This window comes from Mucilaginibacter sp. Mucisp73 (assembly GCF_059491465.1).
The window spans coordinates 1453090-1477657 of record NZ_CP168507.1 but is presented as its reverse complement, the minus strand read 5'-3'; the positions used below and the strand labels follow the sequence as shown (position 1 = coordinate 1477657).

General features: G+C 42.7%; 19 protein-coding genes. 10 read left to right on the top strand and 9 right to left on the bottom strand.

The window, feature by feature from the left end:
• Positions 1-21 precede the first annotated feature (21 nt).
• Entirely contained in the window at positions 22-2661 is a 2640-nt protein-coding gene (gene alaS / locus ACEN82_RS06315) for an alanine--tRNA ligase (protein ID WP_413323136.1), read from the bottom strand.
• Between the two features lie 361 nt (positions 2662-3022).
• On the opposite strand from alaS, the gene ACEN82_RS06310 reads away from it, so the two are divergent.
• The 6 genes from ACEN82_RS06310 to ACEN82_RS06285 all read left to right on the top strand — a co-directional run bounded on the left by ACEN82_RS06310 (position 3023) and on the right by ACEN82_RS06285 (position 8864).
• Entirely contained in the window at positions 3023-3223 is a 201-nt protein-coding gene (locus ACEN82_RS06310) for a hypothetical protein (RefSeq protein ID WP_413323137.1), read from the top strand.
• A 159-nt stretch (positions 3224-3382) separates the two neighbouring features.
• Complete coding sequence (locus tag ACEN82_RS06305) at positions 3383-3718, top strand: MerR family transcriptional regulator (protein ID WP_112655836.1); 336 nt, start codon at positions 3383-3385, stop codon at positions 3716-3718.
• A gap of 90 nt (positions 3719-3808) precedes the next feature.
• Positions 3809-5911 (top strand): ComEC/Rec2 family competence protein, encoded by a 2103-nt coding sequence (locus ACEN82_RS06300; protein WP_413323138.1) that lies wholly within the window; start codon positions 3809-3811, stop codon positions 5909-5911.
• A gap of 79 nt (positions 5912-5990) precedes the next feature.
• The gene (locus ACEN82_RS06295; RefSeq protein ID WP_413318087.1) at positions 5991-6635 is read left to right on the top strand and encodes a hypothetical protein; all 645 of its coding nucleotides are present in this window, start codon (positions 5991-5993) and stop codon (positions 6633-6635) included.
• Between the two features lie 71 nt (positions 6636-6706).
• Complete coding sequence (locus ACEN82_RS06290) at positions 6707-8578, top strand: LTA synthase family protein (RefSeq protein ID WP_413318089.1); 1872 nt, start codon at positions 6707-6709, stop codon at positions 8576-8578.
• A gap of 70 nt (positions 8579-8648) precedes the next feature.
• Positions 8649-8864 (top strand): RelB antitoxin-like protein, encoded by a 216-nt coding sequence (locus tag ACEN82_RS06285; RefSeq protein WP_413318091.1) that lies wholly within the window; start codon positions 8649-8651, stop codon positions 8862-8864.
• Positions 8865-9190: 326 nt separating this feature from the next.
• On the opposite strand, the gene ACEN82_RS06280 is transcribed toward ACEN82_RS06285, so the two are convergent.
• From ACEN82_RS06280 to ACEN82_RS06265, 4 genes are read right to left on the bottom strand one after another with little or no spacing between them, the layout of a single operon-like run.
• Positions 9191-9796 (bottom strand): hypothetical protein, encoded by a 606-nt coding sequence (locus ACEN82_RS06280; RefSeq protein WP_413318093.1) that lies wholly within the window; start codon positions 9794-9796, stop codon positions 9191-9193.
• A 3-nt stretch (positions 9797-9799) separates the two neighbouring features.
• The gene (gene bioA, locus ACEN82_RS06275) at positions 9800-11065 is read right to left on the bottom strand and encodes an adenosylmethionine--8-amino-7-oxononanoate transaminase (RefSeq protein WP_413318095.1); all 1266 of its coding nucleotides are present in this window, start codon (positions 11063-11065) and stop codon (positions 9800-9802) included.
• Complete coding sequence (locus ACEN82_RS06270; protein ID WP_090526365.1) at positions 11062-11502, bottom strand: NUDIX domain-containing protein; 441 nt, start codon at positions 11500-11502, stop codon at positions 11062-11064. Before ACEN82_RS06270 ends, bioA begins: the two co-directional genes overlap by 4 nt.
• Positions 11502-12476, bottom strand: a complete 975-nt coding sequence (locus tag ACEN82_RS06265) for a cation diffusion facilitator family transporter (protein ID WP_413318097.1) — start codon at positions 12474-12476, stop codon at positions 11502-11504. The genes ACEN82_RS06270 and ACEN82_RS06265 overlap by 1 nt, the downstream gene beginning before the upstream one ends.
• 93 nt (positions 12477-12569) lie before the next feature.
• Between ACEN82_RS06265 and ACEN82_RS06260 the strand changes: the two genes are divergently transcribed.
• On the top strand, positions 12570-13763 hold the full coding sequence (locus tag ACEN82_RS06260; protein WP_413318099.1) for a pyridoxal phosphate-dependent aminotransferase: 1194 nt from the start codon (positions 12570-12572) through the stop codon (positions 13761-13763).
• 194 nt (positions 13764-13957) lie between these two features.
• Here the strand turns inward: ACEN82_RS06260 and ACEN82_RS06255 are convergent, their stop codons facing one another.
• The 4 genes from ACEN82_RS06255 to ACEN82_RS06240 all read right to left on the bottom strand — a co-directional run bounded on the left by ACEN82_RS06255 (position 13958) and on the right by ACEN82_RS06240 (position 20769).
• Entirely contained in the window at positions 13958-14530 is a 573-nt protein-coding gene (locus ACEN82_RS06255; RefSeq protein ID WP_090526363.1) for a hypothetical protein, read from the bottom strand.
• A 400-nt stretch (positions 14531-14930) separates the two neighbouring features.
• Complete coding sequence (locus ACEN82_RS06250) at positions 14931-18107, bottom strand: efflux RND transporter permease subunit (RefSeq protein WP_413318102.1); 3177 nt, start codon at positions 18105-18107, stop codon at positions 14931-14933.
• 74 nt (positions 18108-18181) lie between these two features.
• Positions 18182-19357 (bottom strand): efflux RND transporter periplasmic adaptor subunit, encoded by a 1176-nt coding sequence (locus ACEN82_RS06245; RefSeq protein ID WP_413318104.1) that lies wholly within the window; start codon positions 19355-19357, stop codon positions 18182-18184.
• Between the two features lie 59 nt (positions 19358-19416).
• A complete protein-coding gene (locus ACEN82_RS06240; RefSeq protein ID WP_090526356.1) occupies positions 19417-20769 on the bottom strand; it encodes a TolC family protein in 1353 nt (450 codons plus the stop codon).
• Positions 20770-21141: 372 nt separating this feature from the next.
• Between ACEN82_RS06240 and spt the strand changes: the two genes are divergently transcribed.
• The 3 genes from spt (at position 21142) to ACEN82_RS06225 (ending at position 24556) form a co-directional block, all read left to right on the top strand.
• Positions 21142-22350: a serine palmitoyltransferase gene (spt, locus tag ACEN82_RS06235; RefSeq protein ID WP_090526354.1), complete on the top strand. Its 1209-nt coding sequence runs from the start codon at positions 21142-21144 to the stop codon at positions 22348-22350.
• Positions 22351-22454: 104 nt separating this feature from the next.
• The gene (locus ACEN82_RS06230) at positions 22455-23573 is read left to right on the top strand and encodes a GNAT family N-acetyltransferase (protein WP_413318107.1); all 1119 of its coding nucleotides are present in this window, start codon (positions 22455-22457) and stop codon (positions 23571-23573) included.
• Positions 23570-24556 (top strand): NAD-dependent epimerase/dehydratase family protein, encoded by a 987-nt coding sequence (locus ACEN82_RS06225; RefSeq protein WP_413318109.1) that lies wholly within the window; start codon positions 23570-23572, stop codon positions 24554-24556. The genes ACEN82_RS06230 and ACEN82_RS06225 overlap by 4 nt, the downstream gene beginning before the upstream one ends.
• Positions 24557-24568 lie beyond the last annotated feature (12 nt).

Sequence of the window (24568 nt, the reverse complement as noted above, 5' to 3'; positions counted from 1 at the left end):
AGGACGTGATGGAGGGGTTATTTACCCTACAAAACTCCTCGCCTTCACCAATACATTATCCAATCCGCTCACATCACTGCCACCTGCAGTAGCGAAAAACGGCTGACCGCCACCGCCGCCTTTAACTTCTTTAGCCAGCTCTTTTACGATGTTACCGGCATGCAGGCCTTTTTCCTTCACCAGGTTTTCGGCAATCATTACGGTAATGCTTGGTTTGCCATCGAAATCAGCAACCAGCACCAGGAACAGGTTCGATACGATATCCTTAAGCTGGTAAGCCAGGTTCTTAACCGCGTCGGCATTAGGCAGGGCTACTTTTTGGGCGATGAAATTAATATCGCCGATAGCTTCGGCTTTTTCGGCCAATTCTGTTTTTAGTCCTGATGATTTTTCAAGGATCGATTTTTCGATCTCTTTTTTCAGTTTGGCGTTTTCATCCAGCAGTCCCTCAATGCTTTTTGAAAGGTCTTTTGGATTTTTAAGCAGTTCTTTTAACTGGTTAACCAAAGCATTTTGGGTAACGATATATTTTTCGGCAGCAACACCGGTAATAGCTTCAATACGGCGAACACCGGCAGCTACCGCACTTTCGGCAATAATTTTGAAGAAACCAATTTGCCCGGTAGCTTTCACATGTGTACCGCCGCAAAGCTCCTTGCTGAAGTTATCATCAAAAGTGATCACACGTACATACTCGCCATATTTTTCACCAAACAGGGCGGTTACACCACTGCTGATGGCTTCGGCATACAGCACGCTGCGCTCTTCCTTGAGCGGAATATTTTCGCGCACCTTCTGGTTAACAATAGCCTCGATCTGCGCCAGCTCTTCATCAGTAACTTTAGCAAAATGTGAAAAATCAAACCTTAAGTAATCGGCATTCACCAATGAACCTTTTTGATTTACGTGTGTGCCCAAAAACTGTTTCATAGCGGCATGTAACAAGTGCGTAGCCGAGTGGTTACTGTTGGTTTGGCTGCGTAAGGCGGGATCAACAATAGCTGTTAAAGCATCGTCAATATCCTGCGGAAGTTTATCTGTGAAATGAACTATCAGTCCGTTTTCTTTTTTCGTGTCCGTAACAAGTATGATCTCCCCATCAGGAAAAACCAGTTCGCCCTTATCCCCTACCTGGCCGCCACTTTCGGCGTAGAAAGGCGTTTTATCCAATACCAGTTGGTATTGTTCCTTTCCTTTGGCAGTTACCTTACGGTATTTCACAATATGGGCAATACTCTCTGTTTCGTCATAACCGGTAAACTCAACCGATTCATCATCTTTTAATACGATCCAGTCGCCGGTATCGATGGCGGTTGCTGCACGGGAACGGGTTTTTTGTTCTTGGAGGGCGGCCTCAAAACCCACCATATCTACTGTCCAGCCAATTTCGCGCGCCATCAATTCGGTAAGATCGATAGGAAAACCGTAGGTATCAGATAATTCAAATGCGAGGGCGCCACTTAAAACTTTATCATTATTGCCGCTCACGCTTTTATTAAAATAGCTTATACCCTGCTGCAGTGTTCTTAAGAAAGAAACCTCCTCTTCCAAAATCACCTTCTGCACAAAATCCTTTTGCGAAAATAGCTCATCAAACACCCCCTTAAACTGTTCGGCCAATAACGGCACCAACTGATTAAAGAAAGGCTCCTTAAAACCTAAAGTTTGATAGCTATAACGCACTGCCCTACGTAAGATCCTGCGGATCACATACCCCGCTTTGTTACTTGCAGGCAATTGACCATCAGCAATAGCAAAGCTTATAGCGCGGATATGATCGGCCAGTACGCGCATAGCCACAGCATCATTCCAATCCGCATCACCCGGTTTAGCGGCGCTGTTATATTTCTTCCCAGACTTTTCGGCAATGAATTGGATCATTGGTTGAAAAACATCGGTATCATAGTTTGATGTTTTGCCCTGCAACACGCGTACCAGACGCTCAAAACCCATCCCTGTATCAACGTGCTTATTAGGGAGTGGCTGCAATACACCACCTTTAAGGCGGTTAAATTGCATAAATACATCGTTCCAGATTTCGATAACCTGGTCATGGTCGGCATTAACTAAAGTGGCGCCGTTTACTTCGGCACGCTCATTATCCGGGCGGCTATCAAAGTGGATCTCCGAACAAGGACCACACGGACCAGTCTCCCCCATTTCCCAAAAGTTATCTTTTTTGTTACCACGGAGGATATGATCTTCAGCTACATACTGTTTCCACAATTCGTAGGTTTCGGTATCAGGTTCAAGTCCTTCCTTTTCGTCGCCCTCAAAATAGGTAACGTACAGACGGTCTTTAGGCAGCTTATATACTTCGGTAAGCAGTTCCCAGCTCCAGGCAATGGCTTCTTTTTTAAAGTAGTCGCCAAAGCTCCAGTTGCCCAGCATCTCAAACATGGTGTGGTGATAGGTATCGATACCCACCTCTTCCAAATCGTTGTGCTTACCGGACACTCGTAAACAACGCTGGGTGTCCGCCACGCGGGAGGCCTTGGGTGCCGCCTCGCCTAAAAATATATCTTTAAACTGGTTCATCCCCGCGTTGGTAAACATCAGGGTTGGATCGTTTTTAATTACAATTGGAGCCGAAGGAACGATGGTATGTCCCTTTGAAACAAAAAAATCAAGAAAAGCCTGTCGTATTTCGGTAGCAGTCATAGGAAGCAAAGATAGGATTTTCAATTATTTCGGATATCGGATTTTCGATTTCGGATTTATTTATTAATTACATCATATTTACCCCGGGGAAATCGCGTTTAAAATAAACCGATCTGTTTTACTAATCTCATACTGAAAAATTTCCACACAAATGCTTGGCAAGCTCTCCACAATTAATCGAATTACACGAATCTTAAATTGATTCAATTCGTGTAATTCGATTAATACGTAAAAATTAGTGTGGAAATTTTTCATTTATTGTCTTCCAATCCGCACCTGGTTAAAAGCGATTTCCCTGATATTCCCCTCCCTTTCGTCGATACAATTAATACTATTTATCATATTTGGTGTAAATTTGTTTATGGAAACTTTAAGAGTTGATATTCAAAACGAACAGGAGAAACGGGTGCTCCTGGCTTTTCTTGATAGCCTGGATTATAATTACCGCATAGATAATGAAAGCGATGCCCTACTTGAACAACAGGCGAAGGACATGACCAGCCGCAAAGCCGATTTTTTAGCAGGTAAAGCCTCTTCCCTACCCTGGAGCGAAAGCAAATAAATGTTACCAGGGCAATTTAGTTGCGCAGGCCAGAGGCCGTGAAATAGCTGACACCCAGCCGGAGCCGGGCGACGGTTAAACTCGCAGAAGTGTAGCGGCTAATGCAAAATTCCGAAATCGAAATTCCCAATTCCGAAATCAAATAGATACATTTGTATTATGCCGTATAAAGAACGTGAGATAAGCAAGATGTACTACACCATGGGCGAGGTATCGGCCATGTTTGATGTTAATCAGTCGCTTATACGTTTTTATGAAAAAGAGTTTGATGTTCTGCAACCTAAGAAAAACAAAAAAGGCAACCGGTATTTCACCCCCGAAGACATTGAAAACTTCAAGATCATCTTTCACCTTATCCGTGATAAGGGCTACACTTTAAACGGAGCAAAAGAACATCTCAAAAACAACATGGGCGATACCAGGGATAACCAGCGCGTTATCGATTCGCTCGAAAATCTCAAAAAATTCCTGCTTGAGGTACGCGACCAGTTGTAATCTTCCGCATAAAAACTATCTTTATTTCTAAAATACCGTCGGGTTAACCTATAACCATGCTGTCACCTGCTATAACAATCCGTAAGATATATGATCGCTAACCACAAGGGCGAGATCCCGGTTGTTATTTTACTGATTCCCTTTTTGTTAGGTATAAGCGTTGGGATCAATTTAAGGTCTGTAGCTTATTTAATGCCCTTGGCTGTTGGGTTTGCCAGTCTGCTGATATTATTTCTCCTGCTTAATTTTTATTACAGCCCTTTTAAAGTTTATAAAAGGCGGTGGCTTGGCGGAATCATCATTCACTTGTTATTGTTTCTTGCTGGCTGGATAGCTGTCATCAACAATAACGAAGTCAATAATCCCGGTCATTTTTCAAAGCTGCCCGCGCAACGGCTGCTTGTACGCGTTAATAATGAGCCACAAATAAAAAACGGGCTGATCCATTTTACGGCCAATGTTTTGGCGAACATCAACCCAAAACATTCCCTCCCGGCAACCGGGACGTTGATGATCACCATAAAAGATAGTGCTGCGGTGCACCTGGCTTATGGCGATGAACTGTTGGTCCCCGGTAAATACACTGCTATCGACCCTCCTTTTAACCCTGCCGAGTTTAACTATAAAAAATACCTGGCGCACCAAAACATTTATTACCAGGAGTTTTTATACCCAGACCAATATCGCCTGGTGCAATCACACGCCGGTAATACGTTCATAGCAAACGCGCTGGGGCTAAGGCGGCAAATGGTTGAAAAGCTAAAAAAACAGATGCATGATCCAAACGCTATAGCCGTAGCCTCCACCTTAATATTAGGTTATAAAGCTGATTTGAGCGAAGATGTGTTGCAGGCCTATTCCAAAACCGGCACCATTCACGTGTTATCGGTTTCCGGCGCTCATGTGGCTATCATTTGGGCTTTGCTGGCATTTATGCTGAATTTCCTGAACAGGTTCAGGCATTGCAGGGTGATTAAAGCGATCATCATTATTCCTATCATCTGGTATTATGCTATGTTAACCGGTTTTTCACCCGCGGTTTGTCGGGCAGCGGTGATGATCAGCACGGTTATCATCGGGAAAACCTACAACCGGTACATCAACAATTTAAATATCCTGGCTATATCGGCTTTTATATTATTACTTTATAACCCTTTGCTGATAACGGATGTAGGTTTCCAATTGTCATACCTTGCGGTTGCCGGGCTGGTGGTTTTACAACCCGTGGTTTATAAATGGTTTACCTTTTCTAATAAATGGATCGACAAACTATGGGCTTTGTGCTCGGTATCAATAGCCGCGCAGGTTATTACGTTCCCGCTGAGTGCTTTTTATTTTCACCAGTTCCCGGTTTATTTTTTGTTTAGCAACCTGTTCATTATCATTCCCACGGCTGTTATTATGTATAGCGGGATCTTTTACCTCCTATTGCCGCAAATCCCCTTTATATCTGCCGGCCTTGCCTGGCTGCTCGAAAAAACCATCCTGCTCATGAACGCTGTACTGGCCTGGTTTGAGCACCTGCCCTTTGCAAGCATTAATAAAATATGGCTTACCGCAACCGAGTACCTGTTGCTTTACGCTATTATCATATGCGTTTTTTACTTTTTGTACGATAGAAAAACGTGGCTGCTGAGGGCAGGTATTGCATTGATATTTTTGTTAGCTGTAAGTATCAGCATAAAAACATACCGCTCATATACAACCAACAGCATCACCTTTTTAAACCTGCGCAAAAATATCGGGATCATCTTTAAAAACGGCAACCATGCTCTTGTACTAAGTAACCTCACTGATACCGACAAAAACTACCATTATTCTATCCAACCTTATCTTGATAGTTGTAAAATAAACGACATCGCTTTGTATCAACCTGATCAGGATATCCGATCTGGCTTTTTACGAAAACAGGATAATTTTATTCAATTTCGAAATCGGTCGATAGCTGTTGTGAACAAAGATTATGCGGATACCATATCCGCGATAAAACAAAAAATCGACTACCTATACATAACCGGGAACCCTAAAATTCCGCTTGCTATTATTAATAAAAATCACGAATATCATACTATAATTATTGATGCCACCAATGCCCCTAAAACCGTACAATTTATTGCAGATCAGGCACGTGCCCTGCATGTCAATTATGTAATATTAAAACGTAACAAATCGTTCGTGACAGCATCTAATTGAAAAACATATTAAACTACTTATCTAAAAATTTGTCTTTTAATTATTAAAAATTAATTTGGCATTAAATCAAACTCAAAACATGAACATTAAAATTTTCAATGTTGCCTTAGGCCTTGCCCTTACCGCAACAGCTATCAGCGCAAACGCCCAAAAAGCTTACAAAGAGGGTGTGGTAACTATTTCAACGGCTATGCAGGGGCAACAGGTTGAAGCTAAAAGTTATTTCCGCGCCGATTCGGCCGCAATGCAATTTACTACAGGGCCTGCTACCATAAAAATATTAACCGATGCCGATGGTAAATCATTAGTTGTAATGGTTGATGTACCTGTTGCATCTATCAAGAAAGCTGCGGTTGCTACTCCTGATGAGGTTGACCAGGCTATGGCTTCATTACCAACTCTTACTTTTGCTCCCGGTACCGAAACTAAAGTTATTTCGGGTTTTAATTGCAAAAAAGTGGTAGCTACAGATGCAAAAGCCAACAAAACTTATGATATCTGGGTAACTAATGATGTTACTGTACCTGTAACTGCTATTGCTAAATACTACCGATCTGTTGGTGGTTTCCCGGTACAATACACTTCATTTTCACAAGGTCAAAGCACCGAGGTTACTGTTAAAAGTATTACCGAACAAAAAAACCCTGCCGGTACCTTCGGGATCCCTGCTGATTTTGAAAAGATCACCCTGGATGACCTGAAAGCTATGAGCGGCGGCAGGTAATCGAAATATTTCATTAACAATTCATTAAAGGTTCCTTAACATTGCGGCAAAATACTATTTTTGCTACCCCAATGTTAAGGAACCTTTTTAGCTTTTTCAGATTCTTCATCTTTTGGATCGCTTTTTTCGCAATTACGAGAGCGACATTTGAGATCTATTTTCTGCACAAGCTGGATCACGCCCGCATCGGGGAAATCCTTCAAACGTTTTTCTGGGGCTTAAGGCTTGATGTTTCGGCAACAGCTTATATCTGCATCATACCAATCCTTGTATTTGCGATCAACTGGTTCATTCCTAAAGTTCGGATAAAGCCCGTCTGGTTAAAAGCATATGTTTGGTTTTGCCTGTTCTGCATTTCGTTGAATACGGTACTTAACTTCAATATTTTTCGCGAGTGGGGCACCAAGGTTAGCTTCAGGGTGTTTACATCATTTTATCATGCTCCTTCAGAAGCAATCGCATCCAGCGGTTCGTCGCCGGTTGGTAAATGTATTTTTATCGGGATTACTTTACTGGCCACTGGCATAGTGTTATCTCATTTCATCATCAATTATCAGTTTAAAAAGCCTGATATCCGGCCAAGCCTTAAAGTTTCGCTTACCACATTGCTGCTTTTTGTAAACTTTGTGATGATGCGCGGCGGTTTGCAAGCTAAGCCGGTAAGCCAGAACTCTGCTTATTTCTCCGAAAAGCAAATCCTCAACCAGAGCGCCCTCAACACCGAGTGGAACCTCTTTAACAATGTATTTGAAAACCTGCGCCCGCTTTATAATCCTTATTTGTATAACCAACCGGATGAGGCTGCAAAAACCATTGAAGAATTATATAATGTTAAAGGCAATTCAACGGAACAAATCCTGACTATCAGCCGCCCAAACATTGTAATCATCCAAATGGAAAGCTATACAGCCGATGTGATCGAATCATTAGGCGGTGATAAAGGCGTGGCACCAAACTTTGAAAAGTTCATCAGGAACGGACTGCTTTTTAACAACATCTACGCCTCCGGCGACCGTACCGACAAAGGCATTATCGCCCTTATGAGCGGCTTCCCTTCGCAGGCCATCCGCACTATCATCAGCGATACCGTAAAACACAAAAAGCTTCCTGCTATATCCGCGTCATTTAAAGATGCAGGCTATGAAACCGCTTATTTTTATGGTGGCAAAAGTAATTACATGAATTTTGATAAGTTCATGAACTCACATAACGTTGATCATATTATTGACGAGGCCAGCTTTGATAACAGCCATATAAAAACACAATGGGGCGTTTATGACGATGATCTGCTTATGCGAAACCTGCAATATTTGGCCCGTCAAAAACAGCCGTTCTTTAACTATGTACAAACATCATCCAATCATGAGCCTTTTGTATTGCCTGTTAAGCACCATTTTAATGATGACGCTGATGTAAGTAATAAATTCAGAAGCACAGCCTATTTTACCGACTCATGCCTGAACGCTTATTTTGAGCAGGCCGGAAAACAGCCCTGGTATAAAAACACACTGTTTATCCTGGTGGCCGATCACGGTCACCGCCTGCCGCGTAATACAGCCGAGGCTTACGACCCGGCTAAATACCATATACCTCTTTTGTTTTTCGGCGATGTGATCAAGCCCGAATATCGTGGTAAAAAGAACAGTAAACTGGGCGGGCAAACAGACCTCGCAGCTACCCTGCTGGCTCAATTAGGTATGCCGCATAATCAGTTTAAGTGGTCGAAAGATCTCTTGAATCCCAATAGTAAAGAGTTTGCTTTTTTTGATTGGGATAACGGGTTCGGTTTTATGCAGCCGGGGCAGGCTGTTTCATATGATAACGCCGGCCGAACCATGATCTATAACAGCAAACCAAATGCTGATAAAAAGGCTACTGAAGCTGCGCTTGCTCATGGTAAAGCCTATTTGCAGCAGGTGTTTACGGAGTATATGGGTTATTAAGTTGATAGAAGCCTAACTTAAAATTATATTAATTAAATTTGTAATAATCTCAATTGTAATATTACAAACTATGCTCATTGTACACCCGCAATTTATTACCGACGACAGAGGCGAAAAACTTTCAGTGGTGCTCCCAATTGCTGAATTTAAAAGCATCATGGAAGAACTGGAAGAGTTGGAAGATATTCGCTTGTATGACGAGGCCAAAGCTTCCGATACCGAACCCGGCCTTTCTATGGAAGAAGCATTTAAGCAGATAGAAAGCAAACGCGGGCTGGCAGATTAATGGCTTATAAAGTGTTTGTCAGAAAAAAGGCTATTAAAACTTTAGAAAGCATTAACGAGCCTTATTATTCAAATATAAAATCGGCCATTATTTCTTTATCCGATAATCCCCGACCTACAGGTTATATTAAGTTAAAAGGCAGAGAGGCTTAAAGAATACGAGTTGCCGACTACCGTATTATCTATGAAATTCAGGACGACTTTCTGTTAGTGGAAGTAATTGACTTCCACCGGAAAAACATTTACGACTAACAAAAAAGACGCATAAAATGCGTCTCTACAAAAGTTATTTCCGAAAAATCAACGAAATCAGCGTAATCAAAAAAATCAACGGTTAATTTCCTTACCCAACTGCTCAACCCATTGGTTAAACAATTTGGTTTCAAATTCAACAGCTTTTTGAGCGTGCAGTTCCCAATCGGGTGAGAAATGCTGTAGTTGATTAATCATCTCTTCCAGGTGGCCTTCCTCTTCTAAAATAATCGATTTTACGTTTACTTTGCTGCCTGCTTCGTCAAGGGCATCCTGGTAAATTGGATAAAGTTCATCGGCACGTACCTCAATAGCGTAGGTAACCAACAGGTAAGCTGCAAAACGGAGGTCGGCACCTTTCAGGTTAAGCTCGCTTTTTAAATAACGGCAAACATCAACATCCAACTGGTTCAAATAGTACTTACTTGAGCCGGGGGCCAGCAAATATTCGGCCGCGTAAGTAGGCAGTGTTACACCCGTTTTTTCCAGTTGCTTTTTAAGGTAGAAGGCATGACGGTGCTCTTCAGCAGCGTGCTTTAATATAATGTAAGTAACCGTAAGCGGATCTTCGCTGGCCGAAATTTTGCGCGCGCCGGTGTTTTCCATTAAGGATAAGGTATTTAACCAGCGTGAATGCAGTTCGTTATCGACAATTATGGTAGGTAGTATTTTGTTCAGCATAATTTATAGTTCTTCAAGAGCCTGCTCAATTTTGCTGTAAACATAATTGAGTTGCTCATTAGTAATGCAATATGGCGGTAAAATATAAATAACGTTTCCCAGGGGGCGCAATATGATCCCCGCGGATAAAAAATAATGGTACAGCTTATCCCTGAGCGAACTGAAGTATGAGGTATTATCGCCGGTTTCCCACTCCATGGCCAGTATAGTGCCTGTTTGCCTCGCGGTTTTTATTTTAGGGTGATTGCGGATCTTATCTGCAAAGGCGGTATGAGCGGCTTTGATCCTGACAATGTTCTCTGCCGTTTCGGGTTGTTGAAACAGATCAAGACTTGCCAATGCCGAAGCGCATGCTATCGGGTTGGCCGTAAACGAATGCCCGTGAAAAAGGGTTTTCAACTTATCATCCGATAAAAAAGCATCATAAATTTGCTGCGTACAGGTAGTTAAGCCCAGGGCCATGGTACCGCCTGTAAGCCCCTTTGAGAAACACATGATATCCGGTTCAACATCCACATGATTTGTGGCGAAGGGTTTACCCGTACGACCAAAACCGGTAAACACCTCATCGGCAATCAGCATCACTTCCTCCTCACGGCAGTGGGCCATCAATTCATTCAAATACTCAGCCTCATACATGATCATCCCTGCCGAGCCCTGCACCAATGGTTCAAAAATAAAGCAGGCAATTTCTTTCTTTAGATTTGAGATCTGAGATTTTAGATTTGAGATGTTTTCTTTTGCAGGGATGTCGATGAATTCAACTTCAAACAACAGGCTATCAAAGGCTTTGGTAAATGCGCTGCGGCCGCTTACGGCCATGGCCCCGAAGGTATCGCCGTGGTAAGCATTATTAAAAGCGATGATCTTGGTACGCTGATCACCTTTATTAAGCCAGTATTGCAGGCACATTTTTATAGCTACCTCAACCGCGGTTGAACCGTTATCTGAATAAAAAGCTTTTTTTTGGTTGCCCGGCAAAATTGCTAACAGCCGTTCCGCCAATTCAACTGCGCCTTCGTGGGTAAAACCTGCAAAGATCACATGTTCCAGTTTGTGAAGCTGCTCGGATACCTTTTGGGCAATATAAGGATGCGCATGCCCGTGAATGTTTACCCACCATGACGATACTGCATCAATGTATTGTTTTCCTTTTTCATCAAATAACAGTGCCCCTTCGCCGCGTACAATACCTACAGGCGGCTGCGCGGTTTTCATTTGGGTATAGGGGTGCCATATTACTTTTAAATCCCTTTCGGTAAGGTTCATAGTTCGTTCTGCAAAAGTTCAACCACACGTTTATCTGTCGGAAATTCAAAATCGGCTACGCTAAGCGCGGTAAGCGGCACCCATCTAAAAGCTTGCAACACCTCTCCTTCCCCGTCAAAATCAAATGCAACAGCCTTTATATTCAAATTAACCGGGGTGATGCTTCGCACCAAATAATATACACTGATCACCTGGGAGTTGTTAAATGCCGATTTTACGGCAAAATCAGTGGTGTAAAAATGGCCTACAACTTCAATCTCAATATTACACTCTTCCATAAACTCACGTTTAAGCCCGTCAATCAGGCCCTCACCAAGTTCCAGACCTCCGCCCGGGAACTTTGAAAAACGCATGCCATATTCCTGTTCATCGCTTATGAGCAATTCATCATCATCGTTCAGCAGCAGACCGTAAACCCTTACATTAAAGTATTCCATTATTCAAAGTGTTTTTTATTACGTACAACCTTTTCCATTGTCCAGGCTATTGTTTCGGTTTTTGCTTCCGACCGGATAGGGCAATTGGGCATACTGCAGTAGTGACAGCAATTGGGCACACAAGGGTCAGCATGAATAAAAAGCTCTGTTTTGATGCCCATATCTTTATTAATCATCTTATCAACCAATGATATTTCGGTATGTACTGTGTTCAGATCAAAATAGTTTGGCAGCGTCATGTGACAGTCGATATGCAGCTCATGCCCATATTTCTGTGCGCGCAGGTTATGTACATCAATCCAGGCCTCGCGGCGTTTTTCACTTAAAACGTTCACGATATTGGTTACCACCTGAAAATCCGCCTCATCCATTAATCCCCCTACCGATTTACGCACCAATTTGTAACTACTGTACACTATATATAAGCCAACCAACATAGATAATGCACTGTCGAGCCATAAAATCCTGGTAAATTCAATTAGCAATAAACCTACCACCAGGCCTACGCTGGTAACGGTATCGGCCAGCAAATGACGACCGTCGGCATCAAGGGTGATGGAACGAAGCTCTTTGCCCTTACGAATCATATAATAACCCAACACGCCATTAATGGCTCCGGTAGCCGCTATAATAATAGCACCGGTAAACAGGTCATGGATGATGTTGGGAAAGAAAAAGCTGTAAACCGATTTTACAATGATGATGCACCCGGCAATGCCGATAAGTGATCCTTCTATAAAAACAGAAAAAAACTCCACCTTGCCGTGGCCGTAAGGGTGGTTTTCATCTCGTGGCAAGGCCGAGAGGTAGATACTGTAAAAGGCAAATGAGCTTGCAATTACATTTACAATACTTTCGGCGGCATCGGTAAGTACAAAATTGGAGGCTGTTAAAAAGTATGCGCCAAATTTCGCCAGCATCAGCACAATCCCCGTTATCAGCGAAATTAAAATGATCCTTTTTTGTTGATTCAAAGCAAGGGTGGTATTAGGCCGCAAATTTAAAAAATAACAACCGTAAGTAGCAGTAAAGTTATTTTCTATATTTGCCGCGATAACACAATTTATATGAGCGCATTAAGTACCCGGATACAAAACCTGTCCGAATCTGCAACAATTAAAATGGCCAAACTGGGCCGTGAACTCGCCGCTAAAGGTGTCGACGTGATCAGCCTTAGCTTTGGTGAACCTGATTTTCATACCCCTGAACACATCAAGGAAGCTGCCAAGCAGGCCATGGACAAGAACTTCACCTACTACACACCAGTAGCAGGCTATCCTGACCTTCGTAAAGCCGTTGTTACAAAGCTAAAAAACGAGAACAATCTTGATTATGATGCTGCCGACATAGTTGTTTCAACAGGTGCCAAGCAGGCTATCGCTAACGCGGTATTGTGTTTGGTTAACCCCGGCGAAGAAGTAATTATCCCTACTCCTTACTGGGTTTCATACAGTGAAGTAGTTAAATTGGCCGAAGGTAAAAGCGTTTTCATTAACACTACCGTTGATACTAACTTCAAAATTACCCCTGAGCAGTTAGAGGCTGCTATTACGCCTAAAACCAAACTATTCATGTTTTCATCACCTTGCAACCCTACAGGAAGCGTTTACAGCAAAGATGAACTTGAAGGTTTAGCTAAGGTATTTGAAAAATATCCACAAGTTTACATCCTAAGCGACGAGATCTACGAGCATATCAACTTTGTTGACAAACACGAATCTATCGCACAGTTTGATTATATTAAAGACCGTGTGGTGATCATCAACGGCTGGTCGAAAGCGTTTGCCATGACCGGCTGGCGTATTGGTTACACAGCCAGCACTAAAGAACTTGCTGCTGCTTTTGATAAAATGCAGGGCCAGGTAACTTCCGGTACCTGTTCAATCACTCAGCGTGCCGGCATAGCCGCTTACGAAGGTGGTTTGGAAAGCGTGCTTGAAATGCGCGCCGCATTCAAAAAACGCCGTGATATTGTTTATAAATTGCTGAGCGAAATAGAAGGCATTAAAGTAAACCTGCCAGATGGAGCATTCTACTTTTTCCCTAACGTAACTTCGTTCTTTGGTAAAAGCTACAATGGCCGCGTGATCAATGACTCTGACGATTTAAGCTTGTACCTGCTTGAAGAAGGCCACGTAGCCACCGTGGGCGGCGATTCATTCGGCGATCCTTCTTCAATTCGTTTATCATATGCTGCGGCCGAAGATAAGCTGATTGAAGCGATGAGAAGGTTAAAAGAAGCGTTGGGTAAATTAGTCTGAACCACGATTTTTAGGATTAACGGATTCTCCGGATACTTATCCGGTCGCCTTTCAAATCCCAAAAATCCGGCAAATCTCCAAATCCCGGTTCAGAAATAAAAAAATCCGCTTGCCAAATAACAAGCGGATTTTTTATTGTAATTATTTTCTTTAAATCAGGACAATCCTGAAATCCTAAAAATCATGGTTCAGTCTTACAATCCAAATCCATAAGCTAAACGTAAGCCAACCAGGCCATAGTTATTGCTTTGTCCAGAGAAGTTTTCATAACGCACACCAATATCCCATGATTTGGTGGCATAACCTAAGCCAGGAGAAAGGATAAGTTTGGTATTCTTTTCCCCCCCTGCAATTGGTGGGTGAACTTCAAAACCGGCACCCACTTCGCCTGCGAAATAAAAGCCATCGCCCACAAAAGCTTTAATACCGGCTTTTACAGGAATTATGCCTAAAGACCTGCCCTTAACTGTAACTGTAGTTGTTGACGTAGAGTTGGAAAATGATGATGTATAGGTTTTACCAAAAAAATTGTAATAACCCGAGGTAAGTGTAAGGGCTAAATCATTACTTACACCATATTGCAAACGAGCAGTACCGCCTAACTCAAATTTTGAAATGTCGTGGGCGTTACCTGTTGGGATACCTGCTTCCAGGCCCACCCCAAAGCGCAACGCGTTTGCTGGTGTGGTTTGAGCTTTAACATTTGTTCCGATAAAGATAGCCACCGCAGTAAACGCCGAAGCTATCATTTTAGTCATTGTTTTCATAGTTGTGTTTTTTAGTCAAATTCTACAATGTTCATTTTTTAATTTTCCATTGTATTAACTCCTCCTTAACAAATACTTTGCCATTATTGGCATCATTTACTATCCAGGATATTATTTAAACTATTAAAACAACCACGTTTAATCCAATCACACACGGCTTAATAATTGAAAATCAATATTATTTAAAGCGATAAGGTCAATACAAAATAATTACCGTTTAATATATTTTATGATGAATGGTTTTATTAAAAACTGCCCTGCATAAGCATCAAAAGTGTCTACTAACACCAAATTTCGAGCCTATAAATGGTTAAATAGCGAGGTATAGCAGTATACCAAACCTGCCGGAAAGTAAAAAAGAGAGACTTGCGCCTCTCTTTTTACAAAACTTTAACAATTATTATGCCTCCGGTCCGTGCTTTTTAGGGTCATAATTTTTTTCAAGCTCGGCAAGTTTTTCTTTACCGTAAGCCATTTTAGTGATCAGGTAAAATAAAACCGGTACTATAAATATAGCCAATGAAGTAGCAGTAAGCATTCCCCCAAACACCGTCCAGCCTATGGTTTTACGGGCTTCAGCACCGGCACCCGATGCAACCATCAACGGACCTACACCCAATATAAATGCCATCGACGTCATGATGATTGGCCTTAAACGCAGCCGGACAGCCTCGAGCGTAGCTTTTTCCAGTTCCATGCCTGCGTCCACACGTTCTTTGGCAAACTCTACAATCAGGATGGCGTTTTTGGCCGCCAAACCTATCAACGTTATCAAACCGATCTGGGCGTAAACGTTATTGGTAAGATCGGGCCAGAAAGTAAGGAACAATATGGCACCAAATGCACCCAAGGGCACTGACAATAACACAGAAAAGGGTACCGACCAGCTTTCATACAAAGCAGCCAGGAACAGGAACACGAATCCTATTGACAGTGCAAATATATATACCGTTTTTGACCCGGATAATAACTCCTCACGGCTCAGGCCCGAAAACTCGTAACCGTAACCTTGCGGCAATACCTGCGCGGCTGTCTCTTTCAAAGCGGTAATAGCATCACCACTACTATACCCCGGCTTGGTACTACCGTTAATCTCGGCCGAACGGAACAGGTTATAGTGCGATATCAATGGTGAGTTTTCAATTACCTTATATGATGTAAGTGTGCTCAATGGCACCATGGCTCCTGAAGAATTTCGCACAAAATACTGTCCTATGTTTTGCACATTGGTACGATAACTGGTATCGGCCTGGGCCACTACCCTGAAGTTACGACCGTAAATGGTAAAGTCGTTGATATAGGTACTGCCCAAATAGGTTTGCAACGCATTGTTCACGTCAGATATCGCTACACCAAGCTTTTTAGATTTCTCTCTGTCTATCGTTAACTGGTAAGCAGGCGTACTGGCGGTAAAGAACGAGAATGCCCTTGCTATCTCCTTACGCTGGTTGATTGCGCCAAGGAACGTTCGGAGCGTTTTCTCAAATACCTTGATATCGCCGCCTGCCTGTTTCTCCTCTAATATAAACGAGAAACCTCCTGTACTACCCAACCCCGGAATTGCCGGTGGCTGGATCACCACAACATTGGCTTCCTTATACTTACCGAGCTTTTGGTTTAACCGTGCAACAAGCGCTGTTATCTGCTGCGACTTTTCTTTACGTTCATCCCAAGGTTTCAACTGCACGAATATGGTTGCACTATTTGATTTACTTGCAAAGCTGATGGCATTCAAACCACCCAGCGCCGCGTAATGAGCTATTTCCGGTACGCTATCAAGCGTTCTCATCATGTTGTGTAACACGTCAACAGTACGGCCGGTTGCTGATGCCTCGGGCAAATCAAAAGTAATATACACACGACCATCATCTTCCAGCGGAATAAAACCCGACGGCTTGCTTCTAAATAAAAGTATCGCGCCTATAATGATACATACCAGCAGAATGATAATGTATCTTGAGTTTTTAATGCTTTTATCAACCGTGTTTCGATATTTACCGGTTACGCGGGTAAACCAGGTATTGAATTTAAAGAAAAACTTATTTAAGCCACGGGAGCTTTCATCTATCTTATGCGGCCTTAATATCAACGTACACAATGCAGGTGTTAATGATAGCGCAACAAAAGCCGATATCAATACAGATATGGCAATGGTGATGGCAAACTGTTGATACAATCGCCCTACTATACCCGGCACAAAGCCTACCGGCACAAACACTGCAGCCAGGATCAGCGCAATTGCTATTACGGGGGCCGAGATATCGGCCATAGCGTGCTGGGTGGCTTCTTTAGGTGTCATGCCCTCCTCATCCATATAATGCTGTACAGCCTCAACCACCACAATAGCATCATCCACCACAATACCAATGGCCAGTACGAAACCAAACAGCGTTAACGTATTAATGGTAAAGTTGAGCGGGATAAAAAAGATAAACGTACCGATAATAGACACCGGGATAGCCAGTACCGGTATGAGCGTTGTGCGCCAGCTTTGCAGAAACAGGAACACCACCAATATAACCAGCACCAGTGCTATAACCAGCGTTTCGATAACCTCGCTTACCGACACCTTCACCACGGTTATGGCCTCAAAAGGAACTACGTAATCTATATCTTTAGGAAAGCTCTTTTTAAGCTCATTCATAGTAGCGTATACATTATCGGCAGTTTCAAGCGAGTTACTGTTCGGGGCCTGGTACACCAGCAGATAAGATGCCCTTTTACCATCAACAAATGAGTTACCTGAATAGTTGAATTTACCCAGCTCAATCCTGGCAACATCTTTTAAATGTACTATGCCCCCATTGTTAGGCTGGGTTTTAACAACCACATTACCAAATTCTTCTGGCTTCTCTAAACGGCCTTTTACAATAACCGAATACTCAAATGTTTGCCCCTTTAATTGCGGTGTAGCGCCTACCGTACCGGCGGCAACCTGCGCGTTTTGCTCCTGAAGGGCACTGGTTACATCCGCAGCACTCATACCTAACGCAGCAAGTTTATCCGGGTTAAGCCAGATGCGCATACTAAAATCATCGGCACGTGTAACAACGTCGCCCACTCCTTTGGTACGCAAAATAGCGTCCTTTATAAATACGTTGGTATAGTTATCAGTAAAAGTGACATCATGGGTGCCTTTTGGACTAAACATGGCCACAAGCATCAGAATACTTGGGTTACGTTTACGTACCACCATACCCAAACGCTGTACCTCCTGCGGCAAGGTTGGTAAAGCAATACCTACACGGTTTTGCACGTCGAGCGCTGCGATATTGATATCAGTACCAACATCAAAGTTAACCGTCATGCTCATTTGCCCGTTGCTGCTGCTGTTACTTTGCAGGTAGGTCATGCCGGGTACGCCGTTTACCTGCACCTCAACCGGTGTAGCTACCGTTTGCTCTACGGTTAACGCGTCAGCACCGACATAGTTACCGCTAACTGACACGGTTGGAGGTGTAATATCAGGGTACTGGCCTATAGGCAGGCTGGATATTGACAGGATGCCCACTATTAATATCACCAGGGATATTACAATGGCGGTAACCGGTCGTTTTATAAAAGTATCTGCGATCATTCTTTCTCTATATTAAGTTTTCCAGGGTAGATGCGCCCCTTCTTCGGCTTAAAATTTTTCCTGTTGATATAAATTTATTTTTTGGGTGCTGCTCCGGCCGGCGCGGCTGTTCCGGTAGTGACCCTGCCACCATCGCGCAAACGCTGAAAACCGTCGGTAATCACTTTATCACCCTGTTTTATGCCATCCATTATCACTACGTCGCTGTTAATACGCGGCCCTAATTTCACCTTCACCTGTTTTGCAATTGTATCGCGCCTGTCCTTAACAGTTTTATCGGCAGCTGTATCTTTAACAACAGTATCTCTTGTTGCGAAAACAAAAAACTCACCCATTTGCTCAGTTACTGCTTTGTAAGGGATTTGTACCCGCTGGCCCGACTGGCTGTTCAGCACCTGTAAAACACAACTCATGCCATCCTTAAGCACATCATCCTCGTTCGGGAACTGGATTCTCACCCTAATGCTGCCGGTTTGGTTGCTAACGCCCCTGTCAATCGCCAGTACTTTACCTGTTTTGTTGTATTTGCTTCCGTCGGGCAGCACCAATTTAAAGGTACTGTCGGTACTTGATTTTTGCAGACCGTAAAAGCGGTTGATATCCTGCTCATTGATCACCACATCAACACCTATGGGGTGCTCGGCCGATATGGTGTTCATCAATGTGGTACCTGCTGCTACCTGTGTTCCAAGCCTCACCTGCGAGATCCCTATTCGCCCTGTAAAAGGCGCGGTAATGGTGGCATATGATAAATCGGTACGGGCCGACTCAAGCGCGGCTTTGGCTACCGCAACCTGGCTTTTATTAGTTTCGTAGGTAGCCTGTGCCTGATCCACTGTCTGACGGGCAATCGCATCGCTCTTAAGCAGCATGTTATACCTGTCAATGTCTTTTTGCGCTTTAACCAAATTGGCCTCGGCGCTTAGCACATTAGCTTTAGCCTGGTCAAAAGCAGCCTGGTATTTGCGTTTATCTATTTCATACAATACTTTGCCTTTTTGCACAACATCACCCTCTTTAAAAAATATACCCGTTACAAAACCCGGTACCTGGCTGCGCAGTTCGACAGTGTTCACCGAAACCACAATACCCTGGTATTTATCATAGTATACTGCTTCGGCTGTTTTAGCGTCGGCAAGGTATACTGGGGTTGGGGGCATGGCCGCCGGCCCGCCCTTTTGAGGTTTACCGCATGATGCCCATGTTAAAAGTGCTGCAGGGGCTAACCAATATATATATGTATGTTTCATGTAGAATAGGTTGTTCGTGTGTTGCTGTAGTTTTTATTTTTTTATGACGATATCTTATCTTATGGTTGCTGAACAGGCAGGATTCCAAGGGCCCTCTGCAGGTCAATTTTACTGCTGAGCAAATTGAACAGGGCATTATAATAGCTCAGTTCGGCAGTACGCAGATCTGCCTGCGATACAATTACGTCGAGGTAAGTTTTTACCCCCTCGCGGTATTGCAGGCTTACCACCTTATATACATCTTTTGCAAGTGTAACATTTTCGCGAATGAGCTGGTAACTGGTATAATTGCTTTTATATGCCGCCAGTGCCTGGGTATATTCCGTATAAATACTATTTTTTGTATTGATCAGGTCCAGGTCGGTACGTTCAACCTGCAGCCTGGCTTTAGCGAGGTTTTGCAGGCGCTTCGTCCCCTGGAAAATAGGTACAGCCAGCGTTAAGCCAACATAACCTGTAGGGAAAGACTTATTATACAAATCACCTAAATCATGACTGAAGTATGCATGCTGGTAACTCCCTACCGCCGATAATGAAGGCAAAAACCCAAAGCGGTAGTAATTTACGTTGAGATTATTGAGTGCCTTTGTTGTTTCAAGCAAACGGTATTCGATCCGGTTATTTACATTGAGCGATTGCAAAGTATCAATACTGGCCTCCTGCTCATACCGGCTCGAATCATAAGAAAGGCTTAACGGTGTAGCCGCGCCTACGCCCATGATCTGCTTTAATAAAGCAGTTTTACTTTTGATGGCTTCTTCGGTTTGTTTACGGGTAGCCAATGAATTATTTAAAGCGATGGTTGCCTGCTTATAATCCGTAGGATCGGATACACCGGCGGTATACCTGCTTTTGGCATCCTTCAGGCTTCTTTGCAACCTGATGATGTCCTCATTAGTAATGTCAAGTTGTTTGCCGGATAGTAAAACATCAAAAAAAGCTTTGCTTACATCACTTACCACATCAATCTGGCTGCTCAAGGTGTTCTGCTTATAGTACTCGCGCGAATATCTTTTCGCCCTTGAAGCAAGAAATACGTCGTTGTTATATAGTACCTGTGAGGCTGTGACACCCAGGGTTGAAAGGTTACGGATACTGCCCGCGTTGCTGGGGATGTTAGCACCGGAGGCACCAGCCTGCGGGCTGCCCTTATAGTAATAATTATAAAGGCCCGAGCCGTTCACCTGCGGCAGCCAGGCCGACAGGCCAATTCTAATATCACGCTCATTGATCTGTTCATCAATGGAAGCCTGCCTCACTGTTGGTTGGTTACGCAAGGCAAAGTCAATAGCCTGTTTTAAGGAAACCGGTCCGCTTATACTATCAGCGGCAGTTTGGGCATAACTATTGCTATGTAAATTCAATGTTAAATTAAGTACAAGAAGCGCCAAAAAGTACTTGTGTTTTTTCATAGGGTAGCTATAAATAACAATGTATATCAGGCAGAAATTATAAGAAAAAATTTTATAATTAGTGCACGATTGTTACGGGGAATGCGAATATGTAATTAATATTACTAATTTAAAATCACGAACAAGAATTTTACGTAAAAAATTACAAAAACACGGGATAGTATCAGCTTTTTGGGCTTTTGACAAAAAAATGAAAATAATAGGCTCGATATAAACAAAAAAATTAATTAATTTGCCGTGTAAGAATTTGTGTGCTTCTTAAGTAGTATTGATACGTTAATAGGCATTATTTTAAAAAAATTTACACACACCGTATAAGTTATATGCTTATTCATGGTATTTTTACACAAAATTTAAGCAGAGTTAATATACATGGTTAAAAAACTACATGGGAAAATCGCTCAGTTTCAAGTAGCAAATATGCTGCGTGAACGGGGGTTATATCCTTATTTCAGGCCTATTGAGTCTGCACAAGACACTGAGGTAATTATTGACAACAAGCGGGTATTAATGTTTGGTTCTAACTCATACTTAGGCCTTACCAATCATCCAAAAATCAAAGAAGCTTCAAAAAAAGCAATTGACAAATATGGCACAGGCTGTGCCGGTTCACGTTTTTTGAACGGTACACTTGATATCCACATTGAGCTTGAAAACAGGCTTGCTAACTATGTAGGCAAAGAAGCTACTGTTTTATTCAGCACAGGTTACCAGGTTAACCTTGGTGTACTTTCGTGCGTTACCGGCAGGAATGATTATATCATACTTGATGAGTATGACCATGCCTGTATCATTGACGGCAGCCGCCTGTCGTTTTCAAAAGTGATCAAGTACGCTCATAACGATATGGCCGATTTGGAGCGCAAATTAAGCATACTTCCTGAAGATGCCGTGAAGATTATCGCTGTTGACGGTATTTTCAGCATGGAAGGCGACATTGTTAAATTGCCTAAGATTGTTGAGCTTGCCGATACTTACGGTGCCAATATCATGGTTGACGATGCCCACAGCCTTGGCGTAATTGGTGATAAAGGTGCAGGTACCGCCTCGCACTTTAACCTTACCAATGAAGTTGACCTGATCATGGGTACCTTCAGTAAATCATTAGCCTCGTTAGGTGGTTTCATCGCCAGCGATCAGGACACTATTGATTATATCAAACACCGCGCACGTTCATTGATGTTTAGCGCAAGTATGCCTCCGGGCTCTGTAGCCAGCGTAATTGCAGCATTAGATATCATTGAATCAGAACCGGAGCGTATCGAGAAATTATGGGATAACACCAATTATGCCATGAAACTTTTGCTGGAAGAAGGCTTTGACCTTGGCCCTACCGAAAGCCCTATTTTGCCGATCTACGTTCGTGATAACGAAAAAACTTTCGCGGTTACCAAACACCTGCAAGCTTCAGGTGTATTTGTTAACCCGGTTGTATCCCCTGCCGTTCCTTCCGATTCGTCACTGCTTCGTTTCTCATTGATGGCTACCCATACCTTTGAGCAAATTGACGAAGCCGTTGAAAAACTGTCAAAAGCCTTTAAAGAAGTTGGTGTAACCGCTTCTGTTAAAGAAAAAATATAATGAAGAAACCTGAGGTGCATTTAGCTGCTTTTTAATTAAGGTAAGCTAAATGCACTTTTTATTTTAAAGCATACCAATTTGCTTTATTCAATCATTTACCACACATGATTACAATAGTAACGGTTAAATCAAAAAAAGAACTGGCTTCGTTTATTGATTTCCCGCATGACCTGTACAAGGACGATCCTTACTATGTTCCGGAGTTGTTTATTGCCCAAAGGGACCTCTTAACCAAACATCCCTTCCATAAACACAATACCGTACAGCCCTTTTTAGCTTATGATGGCGATAAAATTGTTGGCCGGATAGCCGCGATCCTTAATAACGGCCATAACGAATACAGCCACGTTAACGATGGCTTTTTTGGCTTTTTTGATTGTATTAACGATACGGCGGTATCTGACCTGCTTTTTGAAACCGTTACCAAATGGCTTAAAGAAAAAGGCGTTACCGGTAAATTATTAGGCCCTACCAACTTTTCAACCAATGAGCCCTGTGGCTTATTAATAAAGGGATTTGATAGTTCGCCATTCCTGATGAACACCTACAATTTTGCATATTATGCCGACCTGGTTGAGCATTTTGGCTTTAAAAAAGATGTTGACCTGATTGGATGGCATTGGGAAGGACAAGCCTATGATGATAAATCGGTAAGGTTATTAAACGCGCTTGAAGACCGGTTAAAACGCAACGATATCATTATCCGCAAGATCAACCTTAAAAATTTCAAGGAAGAGGCTGCAAAACTTCGCGACGTTTATAACTCGGCCTGGGACAAAAACACCGGTTTTGTGCCACTAACCAATGAAGAATATGATTACCTGGCCAAAGATCTTAAACTGATCCTTGATCCTGATTTTGCTATTGTTGCCGAGCAACGTGGCAAGATAGTTGCATTTGGCCTGGCCCTGCCCGATTATAACGATATCTTCAAAAAAATAAAACGAGGTCGCTTGTTGCCCACCGGCATTTTCAAATTATTGTTCGGCAAAAAAAGCATCACCGGCATCCGCATTTATGCCCTCGGCGTTATTGAAGATTACCGCAAAATGGGCATTGAAGCCTGCTTATACGGCACCATTATAAGGGAATATAAGGCCAAGGGTTATAAACATGCCGAAGCCGGCTGGACACTGGAGAACAACGATATGATGAACCGTGCCATTGAAGCTATAAAAGGCGACCCTTATAAAAAATACAGGTTATATCAAAAAGCGATATGAGGGAACGGGTTTTAATAACCGGTGCAAGCGGATTTGTTGGATATCATTTAATTGAAGAAGCCCTTCAAAACAATCTGGAGGTTTTTATAGCTATACGCAAAAGCAGCAAAATTGATCACCTTAAGGAATTAGACATTCAATATATCTACCCCGAGTTTAACAATAAAGAAACACTAAAGAAGCAACTGGCCGAGATAAAGCCCGATTATATTATCCACGCGGCAGGTGTAACCAGTGCCCGCTCCGAAGCCGAATATAACCGGATCAACGCAACATATACATATAACCTTGCTTCGGCGGCTTATGAAGCTTGCCCCGATTTAAAAAAGTTTGTACTTATTGGCAGCCTGGCTTCCGTTGGGCCGCTTAATACGCTAACCGGCACCATAACCGAGGCAACTCCTCCTAATCCTGTTACAGCATACGGCAGGAGCAAATTGCTTGCCGAACAGAAATTAAAAACGGTGAGCGGCCTGAATTATACCATACTAAGACCTACCGCGGTTTACGGACCGAGGGACACCGGCATATTTATATTTTTTAAACAGATAGTGAAGGGCATTGAGCCTTATATAGGCAAGGCGCAGCAAAAGCTCAGCTTTATATATGTTAAAGACCTGGCCAAAGCAAGTATCAAGGCCTTATACGGTGGCAATAACAAGACATATAACCTGAGCGATGGTAATTTTTATAACCGTTACGAGTTAGGCACCATCACCAAAGATGTGTTAATGCTAAAAACGCTAAAGTTTCATCTGCCTGTAAATTTTGTTAAAATGATTGCAGCAGTATCTGAAAAAATAAGTTCTTTGAGCAACAAAGCTGCAGTGCTGAATATTGAAAAGCTTAATGAACTGACCGCCATTAACTGGAATTGCGATATTGAAGCAGCTAAATCCGACCTGGGTTTTTATCCTTTATACAATCTGCAAAACGGCATGGCCGAAACGCTAAAATGGTATAAAGCCAACAAATGGCTTTAACCAATTAATTTG

Coding starts and splice junctions, on each gene's coding strand:
- alaS (WP_413323136.1), bottom strand. CDS start 2,661: ATGACTGCTACCGAAATACGACAGGCTTTTCTTGATTTTTTTGTTTCA.
- ACEN82_RS06310 (WP_413323137.1), top strand. CDS start 3,023: ATGGAAACTTTAAGAGTTGATATTCAAAACGAACAGGAGAAACGGGTG.
- ACEN82_RS06305 (WP_112655836.1), top strand. CDS start 3,383: ATGCCGTATAAAGAACGTGAGATAAGCAAGATGTACTACACCATGGGC.
- ACEN82_RS06300 (WP_413323138.1), top strand. CDS start 3,809: ATGATCGCTAACCACAAGGGCGAGATCCCGGTTGTTATTTTACTGATT.
- ACEN82_RS06295 (WP_413318087.1), top strand. CDS start 5,991: ATGAACATTAAAATTTTCAATGTTGCCTTAGGCCTTGCCCTTACCGCA.
- ACEN82_RS06290 (WP_413318089.1), top strand. CDS start 6,707: ATGTTAAGGAACCTTTTTAGCTTTTTCAGATTCTTCATCTTTTGGATC.
- ACEN82_RS06285 (WP_413318091.1), top strand. CDS start 8,649: ATGCTCATTGTACACCCGCAATTTATTACCGACGACAGAGGCGAAAAA.
- ACEN82_RS06280 (WP_413318093.1), bottom strand. CDS start 9,796: ATGCTGAACAAAATACTACCTACCATAATTGTCGATAACGAACTGCAT.
- bioA (WP_413318095.1), bottom strand. CDS start 11,065: ATGAACCTTACCGAAAGGGATTTAAAAGTAATATGGCACCCCTATACC.
- ACEN82_RS06270 (WP_090526365.1), bottom strand. CDS start 11,502: ATGGAATACTTTAATGTAAGGGTTTACGGTCTGCTGCTGAACGATGAT.
- ACEN82_RS06260 (WP_413318099.1), top strand. CDS start 12,570: ATGAGCGCATTAAGTACCCGGATACAAAACCTGTCCGAATCTGCAACA.
- ACEN82_RS06255 (WP_090526363.1), bottom strand. CDS start 14,530: ATGAAAACAATGACTAAAATGATAGCTTCGGCGTTTACTGCGGTGGCT.
- ACEN82_RS06250 (WP_413318102.1), bottom strand. CDS start 18,107: ATGATCGCAGATACTTTTATAAAACGACCGGTTACCGCCATTGTAATA.
- ACEN82_RS06245 (WP_413318104.1), bottom strand. CDS start 19,357: ATGAAACATACATATATATATTGGTTAGCCCCTGCAGCACTTTTAACA.
- ACEN82_RS06240 (WP_090526356.1), bottom strand. CDS start 20,769: ATGAAAAAACACAAGTACTTTTTGGCGCTTCTTGTACTTAATTTAACA.
- spt (WP_090526354.1), top strand. CDS start 21,142: ATGGTTAAAAAACTACATGGGAAAATCGCTCAGTTTCAAGTAGCAAAT.
- ACEN82_RS06230 (WP_413318107.1), top strand. CDS start 22,455: ATGATTACAATAGTAACGGTTAAATCAAAAAAAGAACTGGCTTCGTTT.
- ACEN82_RS06225 (WP_413318109.1), top strand. CDS start 23,570: ATGAGGGAACGGGTTTTAATAACCGGTGCAAGCGGATTTGTTGGATAT.